The organism is Corallococcus sp. AB049A, from assembly GCF_003668885.1.
Lineage (GTDB): Bacteria > Myxococcota > Myxococcia > Myxococcales > Myxococcaceae > Corallococcus > Corallococcus interemptor.
The window spans coordinates 1-16180 of sequence record NZ_RAWL01000064.1; the positions used below are offsets into that span (position 1 = coordinate 1).

Annotated in this window: 15 protein-coding genes; 12 read left to right on the top strand and 3 right to left on the bottom strand. The window is 70.0% G+C overall.

Annotated features, from left to right (window positions below; genetic code table 11):
- The first annotated feature begins 20 nt into the window (after positions 1–20).
- The 5 genes from mreC to D7X55_RS09875 are packed head-to-tail and all read left to right on the top strand — an operon-like array spanning position 21 to position 5211.
- On the top strand, positions 21–887 hold the full coding sequence (gene mreC / locus D7X55_RS09855) for a rod shape-determining protein MreC (protein ID WP_120546783.1): 867 nt from the start codon (positions 21–23) through the stop codon (positions 885–887).
- Positions 884–1384 carry a hypothetical protein gene (locus tag D7X55_RS09860; RefSeq protein WP_120546782.1) on the top strand — a complete coding sequence of 167 codons (501 nt, stop codon included), beginning with the start codon at positions 884–886 and terminating at the stop codon, positions 1382–1384. Before mreC ends, D7X55_RS09860 begins: the two co-directional genes overlap by 4 nt.
- A complete protein-coding gene (gene mrdA, locus D7X55_RS09865; RefSeq protein ID WP_120546781.1) occupies positions 1381–3441 on the top strand; it encodes a penicillin-binding protein 2 in 2061 nt (686 codons plus the stop codon). The genes D7X55_RS09860 and mrdA overlap by 4 nt, the downstream gene beginning before the upstream one ends.
- Positions 3442–3448: 7 nt before the next feature.
- Positions 3449–4576: a rod shape-determining protein RodA gene (gene rodA / locus D7X55_RS09870; RefSeq protein WP_199746918.1), complete on the top strand. Its 1128-nt coding sequence runs from the start codon at positions 3449–3451 to the stop codon at positions 4574–4576.
- Positions 4577–4593: 17 nt separating this feature from the next.
- Positions 4594–5211 (top strand): PilZ domain-containing protein, encoded by a 618-nt coding sequence (locus D7X55_RS09875; protein WP_120546779.1) that lies wholly within the window; start codon positions 4594–4596, stop codon positions 5209–5211.
- Positions 5212–5236: 25 nt separating this feature from the next.
- Here the strand turns inward: D7X55_RS09875 and D7X55_RS09880 are convergent, their stop codons facing one another.
- Both D7X55_RS09880 and trxA read right to left on the bottom strand, forming a co-directional pair.
- Positions 5237–5578: a hypothetical protein gene (locus D7X55_RS09880; protein ID WP_120546778.1), complete on the bottom strand. Its 342-nt coding sequence runs from the start codon at positions 5576–5578 to the stop codon at positions 5237–5239.
- A 441-nt stretch (positions 5579–6019) separates the two neighbouring features.
- On the bottom strand, positions 6020–6346 hold the full coding sequence (trxA, locus tag D7X55_RS09885) for a thioredoxin (protein ID WP_120546777.1): 327 nt from the start codon (positions 6344–6346) through the stop codon (positions 6020–6022).
- Positions 6347–6523: 177 nt separating this feature from the next.
- Here trxA and D7X55_RS09890 point away from each other — a divergent pair, with 177 nt between their 5' ends.
- The 7 genes from D7X55_RS09890 to D7X55_RS09920 all read left to right on the top strand — a co-directional run bounded on the left by D7X55_RS09890 (position 6524) and on the right by D7X55_RS09920 (position 14471).
- The gene (locus D7X55_RS09890) at positions 6524–6889 is read left to right on the top strand and encodes a hypothetical protein (protein ID WP_233609768.1); all 366 of its coding nucleotides are present in this window, start codon (positions 6524–6526) and stop codon (positions 6887–6889) included.
- Between the two features lie 45 nt (positions 6890–6934).
- A complete protein-coding gene (locus tag D7X55_RS09895) occupies positions 6935–7747 on the top strand; it encodes an inner membrane protein YpjD (RefSeq protein ID WP_120546776.1) in 813 nt (270 codons plus the stop codon).
- A 2-nt stretch (positions 7748–7749) separates the two neighbouring features.
- Positions 7750–9090 (top strand): glutamyl-tRNA reductase, encoded by a 1341-nt coding sequence (hemA, locus tag D7X55_RS09900; protein ID WP_120546775.1) that lies wholly within the window; start codon positions 7750–7752, stop codon positions 9088–9090.
- Positions 9087–10028: a hydroxymethylbilane synthase gene (gene hemC, locus D7X55_RS09905; protein WP_120546774.1), complete on the top strand. Its 942-nt coding sequence runs from the start codon at positions 9087–9089 to the stop codon at positions 10026–10028. The genes hemA and hemC overlap by 4 nt, the downstream gene beginning before the upstream one ends.
- Positions 10029–10038: 10 nt before the next feature.
- The gene (locus D7X55_RS09910; protein WP_121722925.1) at positions 10039–10800 is read left to right on the top strand and encodes a uroporphyrinogen-III synthase; all 762 of its coding nucleotides are present in this window, start codon (positions 10039–10041) and stop codon (positions 10798–10800) included.
- Positions 10801–10872: 72 nt separating this feature from the next.
- Positions 10873–12636, top strand: coding sequence for an MYXO-CTERM sorting domain-containing protein (locus tag D7X55_RS09915; RefSeq protein WP_147470066.1), 1764 nt, complete (start codon positions 10873–10875; stop codon positions 12634–12636).
- Positions 12633–14471 (top strand): GspE/PulE family protein, encoded by a 1839-nt coding sequence (locus D7X55_RS09920; RefSeq protein ID WP_120546772.1) that lies wholly within the window; start codon positions 12633–12635, stop codon positions 14469–14471. Before D7X55_RS09915 ends, D7X55_RS09920 begins: the two co-directional genes overlap by 4 nt.
- A gap of 83 nt (positions 14472–14554) precedes the next feature.
- Here D7X55_RS09920 and D7X55_RS09925 read toward each other — a convergent pair whose 3' ends face one another.
- Positions 14555–16087 carry a hypothetical protein gene (locus tag D7X55_RS09925; protein WP_199746917.1) on the bottom strand — a complete coding sequence of 511 codons (1533 nt, stop codon included), beginning with the start codon at positions 16085–16087 and terminating at the stop codon, positions 14555–14557.
- Positions 16088–16180 lie beyond the last annotated feature (93 nt).

Below are 16180 nucleotides of genomic sequence, written 5' to 3' on the forward strand. Positions count from 1 at the left end.
CCCCGGGAAAGCCCCCGTCCGTGCTGTCTCTTCTCAAGCGGTACCGCCGCTTCCTCCTCGTGGCCGCCCTCCTGTTGTACCCGCTCGGCGCCTTCCTGCTGGGCGGCCGGAGGGGCCGCGACCCGAACTTCATCGACCGGGGCGTCATCGCGCTCACGGCCCCCGTGCAGCAGGGGCTGACCGCCGGCATCGAGGGCGTCGTGGCCGCGGTGCGCAACTACCTGGACCTGCGCGGCGTGCGTCAGGACAATGACGCGCTGCGGCTGGAGAACCTCCAGCTGCGGGCCACGGTGCAGGCCCTGGGCGAGGCCCGCGCGGAGAACGGGCGGCTGCGAAAGCTGCTGGCCTACGCGGAGGCCGTGCCCGGGCCGGAGATTCCGGCGCGCGTGGTGGGCGTCAATCCGGTGGCGAAGCTCCTGTCGGTGCGGATCAGCAGCGGTGAAAAGGACGGCGTGTTCCGCGGCATGTCGGTGGTGACGCCGGACGGAATCGTGGGGCAGGTCATCCGGTCCACGGGCGGCTACGCGGACGTGGCGCTGGTGACGGACCCGCAGAGCCGGGTGGCGGTGCGGGTGCAGCGCTCGAGGGCGCGCGGGACGGCGGCGGGCGCGGGCAACGGCCCCCTGACGCTGGAGAACATGCTGCGCACGGAGGACGTGGAGAACGGCGACCTCATCATCACCTCCGGCACGGACGGCATCTATCCTCCGGGCCTGGTGGTGGGGCGGGTGACGCAGCTGGAGAAGAAGGAGCACGGCATGTTCCAGGGCGCGGACATCACGCCCGCGGTGGACACCAGCCGGTTGGAGGAGGTCCTGGTGGTGGGCAGTCCCTACAGTGAAATGGCCGCCACCGGCGGGGCGTCCACGGAGGGCGCGCAGAAATGAAGTTCCTGGTGACCGTCATCCTGGCGCTGGTGCTGCTCACGCTGGAGTCCGTCTTCGTCCAGCAGGCAGGGCTGGTGCTGGGCCGCGTGGACGTCACGGTGGTGCTGGTGGCCTTCCTCGCGCTCCGGGCAAGCCTCATGGAAGGGGCGTGCTCCGCCTTCGCGGTGGGCTACCTCCTGGACCTGATGAGCGGCCAGCCCACCGGCCTCTTCACCTTCCTCGCCGTGTTCACCTTCCTGGTGGGCCGGCTGGTGGCGTCCTTCGTGGACGTGCGCGGGCCGGTGGCCTTCGCGCTGTTCGCCATGGGCGCGGACCTGGGCCACGGCCTGTTGTCCACGTTCTTCACCTGGCTCACGGTGAAGGAGGGCTCCACGGCGCCGCTCTTGTCCGGCATGCCGGTGCAGCTGGCGCTCACGGGCGTGGCGGCGCTGCTCCTCTTCCCCTTGTTCAAGCGGTTTGAAGTGGCGCAGGAGCGCCCGGCGGGGTTGCTCCGTTGACGCCTCCGACCATTGGCAACACCACGCCGGGCCGGGACCTGAAGCGCCGCTTCCTGTGGCTGGGCCTGGCCATGTCGCTGGGCATCGTGGCGCTGGCCATCCAGCTGTACCGGCTCCAGCTCATCCGTCACGAGGAGTACGCCGCCAAGAGCGTGGCGAACTTCGTGAAGGAGGTGCGCCTGCGCGCCGACCGCGGCGTCATCAAGGACGCGCGCGGCACCATCCTGGTGGACAGCCGTCCGTCCTTTGACGCCTTCGTCACGCCGGCCTTCTGCACGGACTGCTTCGAGCAGGTGATTCCGCGCCTGGCGGAGCTGCTCCAGTGGGACGCGGATCAGCGCAAGAAGATTGAGGACCTGGTCCGAGCCAGCCGCCGCAACGCGCCCTTCCAGCCGGTGCCGGTGCGCGTGGACCTGACGCGTGACGAGTACGACCGGCTCAACGCCCGGCGAGACATCCTGGACGGCGTGGAGGTGGTGCCCGTGCCGCACCGCAACTACCGCGCGGACACGGTGCTGTCGCACGTGCTGGGCTACATGAATGAAATCACCCAGGAGGAGCTGGAGCGCCTCAACGGGGACGGCGCGAAGTACGCGCTGGGTGACTACATCGGCCGGCGAGGCCTGGAGCGCTACTTCGAATCCAAGCTGCGCGGCCAGGACGGCGTGCGCAAGGAAGTGGTGAACGCGCGCGGCCAGACGATTGAAGAGCTCAACGACAAGCTCGGTGAGAACGCGGTCATCCCTCCCACGGCGGGCAGCAACCTGGTGCTGTCCCTGGACATGCGCCTGCAGGAGGAAGCGGAGCGCGCGTTCCCGGGCGTGACGGGCGCGGTGGTGGCCATCGACGTGAACACCGGCTTCATCCGGGCACTGGTGTCCCGCCCCGGCTTCGACCCCAACCTCCTGACGGGCCGCGTGACGCCCTCGCAGATGGCCACGCTGGCGCGCGACCCGCTCCACCCGATGATCAACCGCGTGGCCGCGGAGCACTACAGCCCCGGGTCCACGTTCAAGGTGATTTCGCAGCTGGCCGCCTTCAAGTCCGGCCTGTTCCGCCCGGAGACGGTGGTGAACTGCTCCGGCGGCTACCGGCTGGGCGCGCGCGTGTGGCGCTGCCACAAGGAGAGCGGCCACGGACCCCTGGACGCCCGGGGCGCGATGAAGGCGTCGTGCGACTCGTGGTTCTACAAGGTGGCGGACACCATCGGCCTGGACCCCATCGCGGAGATGGGCAAGTTGCTGGGCCTGGGGCGTCCCACCGGCATCGGCGTGGTGGCGGAGGTGCCGGGCATCATGCCGTCCAGCGCGTACCACGACAAAGCCTCACCGGGCGGCTACACCAAGGGCATGGCGCTCAACAGCGCCATGGGGCAGGGCGACGTCAACGTGACGCCGCTGCAGCTGGCGCTGGTGTACGCGGCCGTGGCCAACGGCGGGAAGCTCTACAAGCCGCAGCTGGTGCAGCGGCTGGAGAACCTGGACGGGCAGGTGATGGAGGAGTTCAAGCCGGAGGTGGTGTCGAAGGTGGACATCAACCCCGCGCACCTGAAGGCCATCGTGGAAGGCCTGGAGGCGGTGGCGCAGGAGCCCGGCGGCACCTCGTACCGCGCGAAGCTCAAGTCGGGCCTGCCCGCGGACTTCCTGGTGGCGGCCAAGACGGGCACCGCGCAGGTAACGCGCATCGGCACCGTGCGTCTGAAGACGCACCAGATGAGCTACTTCGAGCGCGACCACGCGTGGTTCGCCGGCTTCGCGCCCGCGGACAAGCCGGAGCTGGTGGTGGTGGTGCTCAACGAGCACGGCGGCCACGGCGGCGTGGACGCGGCGCCCACGGCGCTGGCCGTGATGAAGAAGTACTTCGAATTGAAGGCGCAGGACGCGACGTCGCCGCCGCCCCGCGCCAACCAGCCCTACACGCCGTCCTTGCCGCCGGCGCCCAGCCTGGATGAAGCGGCGCTCACGCGCGCCGTGGTGCCGCCGCCCAAGGTGGTGTCCCCGGGCGAGCCCATCCAGCCGCCCTCGGAAACCGGAGACGACAGTGCAACTGCGGATTGAGCGCCGGATGATGCCCCACGTGCCGTGGGGGCTCATCGTGTGCGTGCTGGGCGTGTGCTTCCTGGGCATCTGGAACCTGGCGTCCGCCTCCCGGCCCCCCATGGCGCCCGTGTGGCACAGCCAGGCCCTCTACCTGGCCGTGGGCATCAGCGCCGTCCTGGTGGTGTGCCTGGTGGACTACCGTTGGATTCAACGGATGGCCTTCCCCATCTACGTGCTCAACATCCTGGCGCTGCTGGCGCTGCGCGTGGTGGGCCACACCGCCAAGGGCGCGGAGAGCTGGTTCGCCATTGGCCCGTTCCGCCTGCAGCCCGCGGAGTTCATGAAGATTGGCGTCGTGCTGATGCTGGCCAAGGTCTACCACGACGACTTCCAGCCCAATCAGCCGTCCTACGGCCTGGTGCGTCTGTGGAAGCCGGTGCTGGTGGTGATGGTGCCCTTCACGCTGGTGCTGGTGCAGCCGGACCTGGGCACCGCGCTGATGATCTTCCTGTCCTCAGGCACCGTCATCCTCTTTGGCAAGGTGCGCTGGTACCTGGCCGCCACCATCGTGGCGGGCGTGCTGGTGGGCGGCCTCATCATCTGGAACGACTACGTCCGGGAGATGCCCGAGCCGCGCAGTACCGTCGTGCGCCACCACCTCAAGAAACACCAGAGCCAGCGCATCTCCGGGTGGTTGGACCCGGAAGCGGACCTGCGCGGCAGCGGCTATCACGCGGCGCAATCCAAGATCGCCGTGGGCTCCGGTGGGCTCACCGGCAAGGGCTGGCGCGAGGGAACCCAGACAGGTCTGCGCTTCCTGCCGGAACAGCACACGGATTTCATCTTCTCCGTGTGGGCCGAGGAGCACGGCTTCTTCTCCTGTCTCCTGTTGCTCGTGCTCTACGGCGGCATCTTCATTCTCGGGCTGGGCGTGGGCTTCAGCGCGAGAGACCGTTTTGGAGCGTTCGTTGCGGTGGGGGTGGTGGCCACACTTTTCTGGCAGGTGTTCGAAAACATCGGCATGGTCATTGGCCTGTTGCCGGTGACGGGCATCACGCTGCCCCTCATGAGCTACGGCGGCTCCTCGATGCTGTCGGTGATGTTGTGCATCGGGCTGCTGGTGAACATCAGCATGCGCCGTCACATGTTCTGACGGCCGCGGAGGCTTCGATGGCGGTTCAGAGGAAGGGTGTGACGACGGTGAAGGCCGGCACGGAGACACCCCGGCCGTTCGTTCCGCCGGTGGGGACGTCGCGCAACGTGCCCGTGGCCGGCGCGGCGCCTCGCATCGAGATGAATCAGGGGGAGCCGGAGCACCGGCACTTCCCGCGCGCGCAGCTGGCCACGCACTTCGACCTCTGGGTGGAGGACGAAGGGGGCGGGCGGCGCTTCTCCGCGGGGCTCACGTCCGTCAACGTGAGCGTCAGCGGGGCCTTCCTCGCGAGCACCTTCTTCCTGCCCATGGGCACGGTGGTGCGCACCCGCTTCGCGCTGGAGCCGGGGGCCGCCCCCGTGGAGGCTCGCGCCGAAATCGTCCGGGAGGAGCGCGGCCCGGAAGAGGAGGGCCGCAGCGGGTTCGCCCTGCGCTTCCTGGACTTCTCCGGTCAGACGGAGGTGGCGCTCGCCCGGCTGTTCCTGGGCATGCGCCTGAGGGCCTTCACGGAGGACTACCTCAAGTCGGCTCGCGCCCGCTCCCTGCCCAATGAGCTGGAGCGGGTCATCGACGTGATGGCGGCCTGGGAGCTGCTCAAGGCCACCACGCCCGGAGACCCCTGGCGCGGCGAGTAGGGGTCGTGGGTGTTCAAACAAACACTCAGGCCGGCTTGCCGGTGGCGATCTGCCTGCGGCGCTCGGCCTGGTAGTGCGCGGAACACAGGCCCTTGGAGCGCTGCTCGCGGGTGCAGCCATTGACCGTGCAGCGGCGGTCCATGGGCACCGGCCCGCCCGCCACCGTCTTGGGGGGACGGCCGCGGCGGCGGCCCGCCATCACCGCGCCATTGCCCGGCGACGCCACGGGGGCGCCCATGCCCGGCATTCCCGTGTTCAGCGCGCGCAGCATGCCGCGGCCGATGGCATCACCCAGGGCCTCCGCCCACGACGTCAGGGCAGGGGTCAGCGGTGCTTGCGAGGTCAATTCTTTGCGAAGGCGTGCCATGAAAACTCCTGTTGAAACTCGCCAATCAAGACAGGCGTGTACTCGTGACTTGTGTCTGGAGTGGCGAACTCTGTCAACAAGACATGTTGGGGTCGTGTTTGACTCGTAATGCAATTTCAATGGCTGTTGAACAAAACAAGACGGGAGGATCGTCCAGCTGTGCCACGAGCGCGTTTGTCTCAACCGCGGAGAAATGTTTCCCTCGGGGGGCGAGCAGCACCCAGTAAGTGAAAGCCCTTACCGTCGCGGTGAGTTGTCTTTCTACAGACATATCGAACGCGGCCGCGCTGTCACGCCGGGGTGTCTGGGTGGGAGCCCCAAAACGCAACGTCCCCTCACACCGGACGCGAACCCTGGCGGCACAAGGCCAGGCGCATCATTGGGTGGGAGGGGACGCCAGGGACAGGCTGGCAGCGGGCCCGTCACCGGGAGCACGCGGGCTCAGAGGTTCTTCCGGATGACCTCGTCGATGCGCGACTTCGGCACCGCGCCGACAATCTGGTCCACGACCTTGCCGCCCTTGAAGAGCAGCAGGGTGGGGATGGAGCGGACGCCATACTTCTGGGGCGTGTCCTGGTTCGCGTCGATGTCCATCTTCGCGAACGTCACCTGGCCCTTGTACTGACCGGACAGCGCCTCCACGGAGGGCGCGATCGCGCGGCAGGGCGCGCACCAGGTGGCCCAGAAGTCCACGAGCACGGGTTGTTGAGAGTCCAGGACCTGCTTCTGGAAGTCCGAATCACCGATGTTGATCACGTCGCCAGCCATGTCGTCTCCTCGTGTCTCTACGGCTTGGATGAAGGTGCGTCCTTGGGCTTCATGCCCGGCGGGTGCCCCTGGAGGCGGGAGCGCCGGGCCGCCCCGGTGAACGGATGCCGCATCTGGCCGGGGGTTGCACCCCATTTCCGGGCCCTCGGGCGCGAAGGGTGGTGTAGGCTGGAAGGCGTGACGAAGCTCTTCCTGTCCCAGGCCCAGCTCGAGGAGTGGGCGCTGGCGGACAAAGCAGACCTGCGCGAGGGCCGCCTGGTGGTCGCGGCCGAGGGAGGGACGGACTGGCCGCTCACGCCCGCCGTCCACGTCCTCCAGCTGGTGTCGGGTGAGGACACCCACCAGCTGGTGTCCCGGGTGAAGACCGAGGAGCAGCTCGGCCGGCTGGGCGCCGAGCAGATGGCGGACTCCATCCTGGTCGGGGACTCCGCCTACGAGGTCGTTCCGGGTTATGTCGCGGAGGTGGGTGCGCCCTCCCCTGAGCGCAAGCCCAATTCGGAGACCGACCTGCTGGCGGCCTTCATTCTCAACAAAATGGGCTGAGGCAGGAGTGAATGCCTCCTCGGCCGGGGTTATGAGCCTGCCGCCATGAGCCATACGCTCGTCTCGCTCGCCTGCCACGCCTACGGTCTGGCGGCGCTCGTCTACCTCGCCTTCCTGGTCCGCCAGTCCCAGGTGCTCGCCGTCACCGGCCGGGTGCTGGTGGGCACGGGCCTGCTGATGCATTGCGTTGCGCTCATCGAACTCCTGAGCGCGCAGGGGGGCCGGCTGGTGGGCCCCGCGCAGGGCATGTCCACCTTCGCCTTCCTGCTGCTGGGGCTGTTCCTGGCGTTGGACATGCGCTACCGCAAGCCCGTCATCGGCGCGTTCCTCACGCCGCTGGCGGTGGCGGTGCTCCTCATCGGCATGCTGCTGCACGGCGGGTCCACGCCGCTGCCGGACGCGGTGCGCCAGCCCCTGCTGCCGGTGCACGTCACCATCGCGCTCCTGGGCATGACGGCCTTTGGCGTCGCGGCCGGGGTGGGCGTCATGTACCTGCTGATGGAGCGGGAGGTGAAGGCCAAGCACTTCGGGCTGCTCTTCTCCCGGCTGCCGTCCCTGGAGTTCCTGGACACGCTCAACCGGCGGCTCGTCATCTGGGGCTTCATCGCGCTGTCGCTCACGCTGGCGACCGGCGCCCTGTTCACCACCACGCTGCGGGGGCTCGCCTGGGCGCTCGAAGCCAAGCACGTGGCGACGTTCGTCGCCTGGGGCGTGTTCGCCGCGCTCGTCAACGCGCGCATCTTCGCGGGCTGGCGGGGCCGGCGGGTGGCGCTGCTCACCATGGCCGGCTTCTGCCTGGTGCTGGTCTCCTTCCTGTCGTCCTACGACCTGTCCGCCGCTGGCCCGGGGATGCCGTAGCCATGGAATTCATCTGTATTGGCGTGTCACACCGCACCGCCCCGCTGGGCGTCCGTGAGCGGCTGGCATTGCCCGAGGCGCGGCAGACGGAGGTGTTGCAGCGGCTGGCGCAGGCGCCTGTTGAAGCGCTCTGGGTGTCCACGTGCAACCGCGTGGAGGTGTACCTGGCGGCCCCCAGCGCGGAGCTGGCGCGGGAGCGCGCCCGGGAGACGCTGCACACGCTGGGCGGCGCGGAGGCGCTGGAGCACCTGTATGAGCACCAGGGCGAGGCGGCGCTCGTGCACCTGTTCCGCGTGGCGTCCAGCCTGGACTCCATGGTGCTGGGCGAGGCGCAGATTCTTGGCCAGGTGAAGGACGCCTTCGAGCGCGGCCAGGGCGCGGGCGCGGTGCGCGGGGAGCTGACGCGCGCGTGCGCGGCGGCGTTCGGCTGCGCCAAGCGCGTGCGCACGGAGACGGCGGTGGGGCGCGCGGCGACGTCCATGGCGTCCGCGGCCGTGCAGCTGGCGAGCAAGGTGTTCGACGGGCTCAAGGACAAGACCGTGCTGGTGGTGGGCGCGGGAGAGATGGGCGAGCTGGCGGCGCGGCACCTGAAGAACGCGGGCGCCGGGAAGCTCATCGTGACCAACCGCACGCTCGCGCGCGCGGAGGCGCTGGTGGCGGAGGTGGGCGGCGTCGCGAAGCCCTTTGAAGAGCTCTTCCCGCTGCTGGGGACCGCGGACGTGGTGGTGACGAGCACCGCGTCGCCGGTGCCCATCTTCACGCGTGAGAACGTCGGCGCGCTGGGCAAGGCGCGCAAGGGCCGGCCGCTGTTCATGGTGGACCTGGCGGTGCCGCGCGACATCGATCCGGCGGTGGGAACGCTGGACTGGGTGCACGCGTACGACGTGGATGACATCCAGAAGTTCGTCGCGGACAACACCGCCGCGCGCGCGGAAGAGGCGCACAAGGCGGGCGGGCTGGTGGCGCAGGAGGTGGCGCGCTTCGCCCGGGAGCGCGCGCTGCGCGACGGCATGCCCGTGCTGGCGCGCCTGCGTCAGCGCGCGGAGGCCATTGCCCGCGCGGAGGTGGAGCGCACGCTCCTGGGCCTGGGCGACGGGCTCACCGACAAGCAGAAGAAGAGCATCGAAGCCATGGGACGCGCCATCGTGAACAAGCTTTTGCACGAGCCCACCGCGCGGCTGCGCGCCGTGGGTCCGCAGGGAGAGGGCAACCGGCTGGCGGGCGCCGCCGCGGAGCTGTTCGGCCTCACGGAGACGGAGGCCGCGGCCATCGCTCCCCAGGAGCCCGCCGCGGCCCCTGCTGAAGCGCGCAACACCGTGGTGGCCACCGGGAGCCGGCGATGAAGACGGTCCGTATCGCGACGCGTGAGAGCCCGCTGGCGCTGTGGCAGGCCAATCACGTGGCCTCGCTGCTCACCCAGCGCAACCCCGGCCTGGAGGTCACGCTGGTGAAGATGACCACCGAGGGCGACCGCTTCCTGTCCGCGCCGCTGTCCCAGGTGGGCGGCAAGGGCTTGTTCGTGAAGGAGATTGAACAGGCGCTGATCGACGGCCGCGCGGACGTGGCGGTGCACAGCCTCAAGGACATGACGTCGGTGTTCCCGGAAGGGCTCATCCTGGCGGCGGTGCCGACGCGTGAAGACCCGCGCGACGCGTTCTGCAGCCCGGACGGGCACACGCTGGCCATGCTGCCCCCGGGCGCGAAGGTGGGCACGTCGTCGCTGCGGCGCAGCTGCATCCTGCGCGCGCGCCGGCCGGACCTGGAGATCGTCTCCGTGCGCGGCAACGTGCAGACGCGCCTGCAGAAGACGCGCGACCTGAAGCTCGCGGGCGCCATGCTCGCGGCGGCGGGGCTCAAGCGCCTGGGCCTGGATCACCACATCACCCAGGTGGTGCCGGTGGCGGAGAGCCTGCCGGCGGTGGGGCAGGGCGTGCTGGCCATCCAGTGCCGCGAGGCGGACGCGGACGTGCGCGCGCTGCTCGCGCCCCTGGAGGACCTGGCCACGCGCAACGCCGTGCGGGCCGAGCGCGCCTTCCTGGCGAAGCTGGAGGGCGGCTGCACGGTGCCGCTGGCCGGCCACGCCACGGTGGAGGACGGCCAGGTGTACCTGCGCGGCCTGGTGGGCCGGCCGGACGGTTCGCTGGTGGTGCGGGGCGAGGTGAAGGGACCCGTGCCGGAAGCGGAACGGCTGGGCGAAGCGCTCGCGGACGAGCTCCTGTCGCGCGGGGCGGGAGACATCCTGCGCGATTTCGGCCGCCGCGAAGGCGCGCCGCGCGCCTAGAGTGCCGGCCGTGGACCGGCGACTGGATGGCATCAAAGTCTTGGTGACGCGCCCCCGTGAGCGGGCCGAGGAGCTGTGCTTCCTGCTGGAGGACGAGGGCGCGGAGGTCCTCAGCCTCCCGCTCTTGGAGCTGCATCCGCCGGAGGACCCGCGCCCGCTCGCGTCCGCCGCCGAGCACGTGCAGCGCTACCACTGGGTGGTGTTCGCGAGCCCCTCCGCCGTGGAGTCCTTCGTGGAGGCCCTGCGGCTGGCGGGCACGCTGGACAGGCTGTCCCGCGTGAAGCTGGCCGCGGTGGGGCCGCGCACCGCGAGGGCCGTGGAGGGCTACGGCCTGAAGGTGGAGGCCGAACCCAACGAGGGCACCGGCGCGGCGCTCTTCACCGCGCTGCGCGACGTGCTGGGGCCGGACGACGACGTGCTCCTGCCCGCGGCGGAGGAGGGCCGGCGCGAGCTGGAGGACGGCCTGCGAGACCTGGGCGTGCGGGTCACGCGCGTGACGGCCTACCGCAGCGCGCCGGCCGCCGTCGAACCGGAGGCGCTGGCGCAGCTGAAGGAGGCCCCGCCCCAGGTGGTGCTCTTCGCCTCGCCGCGCACCGCCGAGACCTTCGTGGAGGGCGTGGGCCGCGAGCCCCTGGCGTCCGCGAAGGTGGTTGCCATTGGCCCCACCACCGCGACGGCGCTGACGCAGCTGGGCATCCCCGTGGCCGCCGTCGCCGAGCGCCCCACGCCCGAAGCGCTGGTGGATGCCACCGTTCGCGCCGTTCACGGGTAGACTGTCCGCCCGGTGACGTCCCGGGCGCCAGGCAGGCGCCCCGTGGGGACGTGACGCGAAGAGGTGCGGGTGATGATTCGTGGGTCGCAGCGGAGTGTCTTCCTCCTTGGACTGCTGGCGTTGGCCGCGACAGCGCATGCCCAGACGCAGGAGGACTACCAGTTCCTGGATCACTGGGTCCTCAACAACAGCCAGGACCCGTTCCCGTACTACCTGGACGCGCGCAACGGCACTCCCGCGAACAACGACCTGGGCCTGGTGGAGGACGCGGTCAAGAAGGCCTTCCAGGCCTGGCAGGACGTGGACTGCGCGTGGCCTGCCTTCACGTACAAGGGCAAGTCCTCCATCGTCCCCATCCCGGACGTGAACGACCGGCTGGACGGCTTCAGCGTCGCCGCCATCTGGGTCACCGACCCGAACAGCACTGAATTCAAGGACGTGCTCAACGCCGGTGACAGCGTGGCGGCCGCGGTGCCGCTGCGCCACAGCGGCTACGTCTACCAGTGCGACATCTTCCTCAACGCCGTCACCTACCAGTTCACCACGCTCAACCCCACGCCCGCGGGCTTCATCGACATCCAGACGGCGGTGATGCGCGAGGTGGGCCACTGCCTGGGCCTGGGCAGCACGTACTTCTACACGGACGCGGTGATGTACTTCTCGTTGGATCGGGGCATCCAGCGCCGCACGCTGACGTCCTACGACAAGGGCGCGCTCTGCAAGCACTACCCCCAGAAGGGCGCGGTGGGCTCGCCGTGTGACACCACCGCGTGCGGCTCCGGGCTCACCTGCGTCACCACCCGGTCCACCACCACGGGCGCCAATCTCAAGATCTGCTCCAAGGCCTGCCCCACCGGCACCCCGGGCTTCTGCCCCGCGCCCTACCAGTGCGTCGCGTCCACGCTCGTCCCCGGCGCGCAGTCCGCGTGTCTGCCGGAGCCCTTCGGCACGGGCACCAAGGTGGGCAACCCCTGCGCCAACGCGTCCACCTGCGGCGCGCCGGATTCGCGCTGCCTCACGGACGCGGACCGCACCACCGCCTTCCCGGCGTGGAAGGACGGCTACTGCACGGAGTCCTGCGTCGCCGACGCGGACTGCCCCACCGGCTCCACGTGCGCGACGGTGGGCTCCGTGGGCAAGCGCTGTCTGAAGGACTGCCGCCCGGGCAAGGGCGACTGCCGCCAGGGCTATACCTGCACCACGCTGCCCGACAACGGCGGTGACGTCTGCGTCGCGGACTGCGCCACCAGCAATGACTGCGGTGGCAGCTACGCCTGCCGCTCGTGCGACCACGCCTGCGTGGCCCAGAAGTCCGGCACGCGCGGCGTGGGCGACCCGTGCTTCCAGGACGCCGAGTGCGGCACCAACCTCCAGTGCCTGAAGCTCAACGGCAACCCGCAGGGCGTGTGCGCGGAGCCGTGCTCGGTGGCCGCCTGCACGTGCAGCCCCGGCAACACCTGCCGTCCGGCGGGCACCGGCGATGACCGCTTCTGCTTCAAGGACTGCGGTGAGGGCACCTGCGCCTCGCCGCTCCAGTGCGTGCCGTTCGCGGAAGGGACCGCCTGCATCGCCCCCTGCCGCACCAACCAGGACTGCCCCAACGGCCTGTTCTGCGGCAACGGCGGCAAGTGCGAGGACCCCTACGCCCAGACGGACGGCGGCACCTGCGCCCTGTGCAGCGACGGCGGCACGCCTCCGCCCCCGCCGGTGGACGGCGGCACGGGTGGCACGAACGACCCTGGCGGTTGCGGCTGCCAGAGCGCCCCGTCGTCCGCGGCATTCCTCGTGGGCCTTGGCGTGTTGTTCCTGGCCACCCGCAGAAGGAGGAACGGTTGACCCAGGCGGCTCCCCCCGGCAGCAGCGGTCCCTCGCGAAGCGCCACGGACTTCACCCTGGGCTTCCTGTTGGAGGCCCTGGTCGCCCAGCGCCTGCTGACCCCTCAGCAGGCGCAGGAGGTCCTGGCGCGCGAGCCCGCCGCGCGCGCCCGCGTCCTCAAGGCGCAGGGTGGGACGGGCAAGGACGCCGCCCGCTATGACGTGTCACCCGTGGAGCTGGTGGCGGCCTTCCAGATTCCCGCGCCGGGTGGGCGCGGCGTGCTGGACGAGGACCGCGTCACGGAGGCCGCCGCGCGCGCCGCGGGGCTGGCCTACCGGAAGCTGGATCCGCTGAAGATGGACATGGCGCTGGCCACCCGCACGGTGTCCCGGCCCTACGCGCAGAAGCACGTGCTGCTGCCCCTGGAGCGCACCGAACAGGGGCGGCTGCGCGTGGCCGTGGCCAACCCCTTCGACCGCGAACTCTTCGAGTCCTTCCACCGCCTCACCGGCGAGCCGGTGGAGCCCGTGCTGTCCGCGAAGACGGACATCCTTCGCTCCATCGCGGACATCTACGGCTTCAAGAGGACGCTGGCCAAGGCCGCGGACGACTTCGGCGACGCGAGCGGGCAGATCGCCAACTTCGAACAGCTGGTGTCGCTGAGCGGCACGCAGGAGCTGGAGGCGTCCGACCAGCCCGTGGTGCAGGCGGTGGACTACCTCCTGCGCTACGCCTTCGACAACCGCGCGTCGGACATCCACATCGAGCCCAAGCGCGCCACCGCCGTGGTGCGCCTGCGCATCGACGGCGTGCTGCACCCCGTGTACTCGCTGCCCTCGCAGGTGCACCCGCCCATCGTGTCGCGCGTGAAGATGCTGGCGCGCATCGACATCTCGGAGAAGCGCCGCCCCCAGGACGGCCGCATCAAGACGGAGCGCAACGGCCGCGAGGTGGAGCTTCGCGTCTCCACGCTGCCCACCGCCTTCGGCGAGAAGGTGGTCATCCGCATCTTCGACCCGGAGACGCTGGTGCAGGACATCGCCCAGCTGGGCTTTGAACCGGATGAGAAGGTCCACTTCGAGTCGTGGATCGATCAACCCCACGGCCTCATCCTGGTGACGGGCCCCACGGGCAGCGGCAAGACGACGACGCTCTACTCCGCGCTCAAGGCGGTGGCGGGCCCGGACGTCAACGTCACCACGATTGAAGACCCCATCGAAATGGTGTGGGACACCTTCAACCAGGTGCAGGTGCAGCCCAAGGTGGGCCTGGATTTCGCGGGGGCGCTGCGCCACATCCTGCGCCAGGACCCGGACGTCATCATGGTGGGCGAGATCCGCGACGCGGAGACGGCGGAGAACGCGCTCCAGGCCGCGCTCACCGGCCACCTGGTGCTCTCCACGCTGCACACCAACGACGCGCTGGGCGCGGTGGCGCGCATGAAGGACCTGGGCGTGCCGGCCTTCCTCCTGGCGCAGAGCCTCCTGGGCGTCATGGCCCAGCGCCTCCTGCGCCGCGTCTGCCCGAACTGCTCCGAGGAGGCCGTCCTCACCCCGGACGAGCTGCTGGCCCTCCAGGCCCCGCTGCCGCTGTTGCCCGGCGGCGTGAAGCTGTCCAAGGGCGCCGGGTGCGCGCGCTGCCGGGGCACCGGCTTCTCCGGCCGCACCGGCGTCTTCGAAATCGTCTCCACCACCCGCGAGGTGCGTGAGCTCATCGCCCGCGAGGCCCCCTACGAGCAGCTGGTGCAGGCCGCGCGCAGAAGCGGCATGCGCACGCTGCGCGAGGCCGCCGTGCGCAAGCTGGCGCAGGGCCTCACCGCCTTCGACGAGGTGGTGCGGATGACGTCCGCCTTCTGATTCGCGGACCGCCCTGAAAATACGAAGGGCCCGCCGTGAAGCACGGCGGGCCCTTCAAAAAACAGTCAGCAGGGCAGGGCGGTCTAGAAGCGCGCCTGCAGCAGCGTGTTGAAGCCCAGCGCGTGCGGCTTCTCGAAGTTCGGCTGCGCGATGCCCGTCACGTCGTCCTCGAACGTGGTCCGGTTGGTGTCGTACGTGTAGTAGACCTCGCCCACCGCCGCGACCGTCTCCGACAGGTCCCAGCGGAAGGTGGCCTTGGCGGACCAGATGAGCTCCGCCTCGCAGGCGCTGGAGCCGCCGCAGGTGCTGGGCAGGATGCTCAGCTGGTTCGCGTCACGCACCACCACCGTGCGCGTGCCGGTGAGGGCCGGGGGCGGGTTGCTGCCGCCCACGAGCGGCACCGGGCTGCGGAAGGACGCCGGCTGCTGCGCGCCGATGATGAATCCCGGCGTCAGGTGCAGGCCCGCGATGTTGTAGTCCACGCCCACCGCGCCGAAGACTTCAGGCTTCAGCACCGTGCCGGTGGGGAAGTCCTGGAACGGGGGGAAGCCCGGCACGTCGAACTGGATGAAGGACAGGCTGCGCACCAGCGCCAGCGCGTTGAAGCGGAAGCGGTTGAGCTTCGCGCGGCCCTGGAAGGCGAGCGCCACGGCGCCCTGGGGCTTGGTGGCGCCGAACTTGTCCGGGTCCTGCAGCGTCTGCGTGAGGTAGCTGCCCTCCAGCGACAGCGAGTAGGACAGGCCGCCCGGGTACTGCTCCGGCGCGAAGAAGCGCTGGTAGATTTCCGGGTCGTTCTTGTAGAGCCGGAAGTCCACGCTCGTGCCCACCGGCACGCCCACGTGGTAGACGACCTGGCCGGACACACCGGCCGCGTTGACGCCCGCCTCGATGGACTGGTTCGCCAGGCCCGGGACGATGCCCTTCTGGAAGTAGCCGCCGCCGGCCTCCACGCGCAGCGTCTCCAGGATGTCCCAGCCCGCGCCGGCCATCACGCCGTAGAGCGTCTCCTGCTCCAGGATGAGGTCGTTGAGCACCAGGGCCGTCTTGCCGCCCAGGTACGCGTACCAGCGGTCCCGCGTCAGCTGCAGCTTGGCGCCCGGCACACCCGCCGCGGTGGCGCGGTTGGTGAAGATGGGGCTGCCGCCCCAGGAGATGCGGTACGCGTACCCCAGACGGAAGCGGTCCGCGGACACCGGGAAGCCGGTGAGCGAGACGCCTTCCTTCTCACCCCAGCCCGGCGGCTGGTAGTTCAGGCGCACGTAGCTGGAGTTGTCGAGGATGTCGACACCGCCGGACGGGCGCTCGAGCACCAGCAGCGTGAGCGCCGCCTCCGTCGTGAGGCCCTCGAAGAACGCCGGCATGCGCTTGTAGAGCACGACGTTCGACAGCGACTCGAAGCCGGAGAACTTGGTGTTGAAGTTGTCGTAGAACTGCGTGTTCTGGTTACCCGCGCCAAAGCGCGCGTTCGGGCTGTTGGGAGTCGTCTCTCCCGCGCCCGCCAGCACGTTGTCGTCCGCGAAGACGAACGACAAACGGGTGTCCACGAAGTCCCCGGCCCAAGCGGGCGCGGAAAGGGCTGTCAGGCCCGTCAGGGCCAGCGTCTGCAACGTTTTCAAATTCCCTCCAGGAAGCGGTCCGGGGGAGACCGCTCCTCCCAGCGCCCCGGCATACCGCCGGGGCGCGCAATGCGACTGCTCAAATCAAAAGCA

Coding starts and splice junctions, on each gene's coding strand:
- trxA (WP_120546777.1), bottom strand. CDS start 6,346: ATGGCTGGCGACGTGATCAACATCGGTGATTCGGACTTCCAGAAGCAG.
- hemA (WP_120546775.1), top strand. CDS start 7,750: ATGGAATTCATCTGTATTGGCGTGTCACACCGCACCGCCCCGCTGGGC.
- D7X55_RS09875 (WP_120546779.1), top strand. CDS start 4,594: ATGGCGGTTCAGAGGAAGGGTGTGACGACGGTGAAGGCCGGCACGGAG.
- D7X55_RS09915 (WP_147470066.1), top strand. CDS start 10,873: ATGATTCGTGGGTCGCAGCGGAGTGTCTTCCTCCTTGGACTGCTGGCG.
- D7X55_RS09880 (WP_120546778.1), bottom strand. CDS start 5,578: ATGGCACGCCTTCGCAAAGAATTGACCTCGCAAGCACCGCTGACCCCT.
- D7X55_RS09895 (WP_120546776.1), top strand. CDS start 6,935: ATGAGCCATACGCTCGTCTCGCTCGCCTGCCACGCCTACGGTCTGGCG.
- D7X55_RS09860 (WP_120546782.1), top strand. CDS start 884: ATGAAGTTCCTGGTGACCGTCATCCTGGCGCTGGTGCTGCTCACGCTG.
- hemC (WP_120546774.1), top strand. CDS start 9,087: ATGAAGACGGTCCGTATCGCGACGCGTGAGAGCCCGCTGGCGCTGTGG.
- rodA (WP_199746918.1), top strand. CDS start 3,449: ATGATGCCCCACGTGCCGTGGGGGCTCATCGTGTGCGTGCTGGGCGTG.